This is a genomic window from Siminovitchia fortis, assembly GCF_003605365.2.
GTDB lineage: Bacteria > Bacillota > Bacilli > Bacillales > Bacillaceae_C > Siminovitchia > Siminovitchia fortis.
In genome coordinates this window covers 1-543 of the sequence record NZ_QYTU02000107.1, presented here as the reverse complement: position 1 = coordinate 543, position 543 = coordinate 1, and the positions used below count along the sequence as shown (strand labels likewise).

Here is a 543-nt window from a genome sequence, read left to right as displayed (position 1 = left end):
GCGGGACGTTCGCTGATAGCGATACGCTGCGCTGCGATGGGTTCAGGCTCATTACGAATTAAATCAATATGCAGTAAACCGTTTACGAAGGTTGCGCCAGAGACTTCCATATTTTCAGCCAGCGTAAAGCTCAGGCTAAATGGCTGATTCATAAGCCCTTGATGCAGCCATTTTTTCTCTTCTTTTGGCTGCTCCGGCGTGCCTTTTACGCTCAGGCGCGTACCTTCCAGTTGAATCTCTAAATCTTCCTGACGGAAACCTGCCAGCGCAAGGGTAATGCGGTAGTGGTTATCGTCGCTTTTCTCAATGTTGTACGGCGGGAAGCTCTGGCTTTCACCGGCGTTTTGCAGTGCGTTGGCCAGTTTGTCAAAACCGATCCATTGACGCATCAGTGGGGATAAATCGAAGTTACGCATAGTCATTTCTCCTTCTAAGAAGCGAGTAAGTACCTGCAAATCCGAAGATTCGCATATGCTCCCTGACGGCGAGCATGGAGATGTCAGGCCGCGCCAGGCGGCCTTAAGGAATTAGTTGATTTCGATA

At 49.7% G+C, this 543-nt stretch carries 1 protein-coding gene; it reads right to left on the bottom strand.

The window, feature by feature from the left end:
* A partial coding sequence (ibpB, locus tag D4N35_RS17870; RefSeq protein WP_120076056.1) for a small heat shock chaperone IbpB occupies positions 1–416 on the bottom strand: 416 nt, incomplete at its 3' end.
* Positions 417–543: the final 127 nt, after the last annotated feature.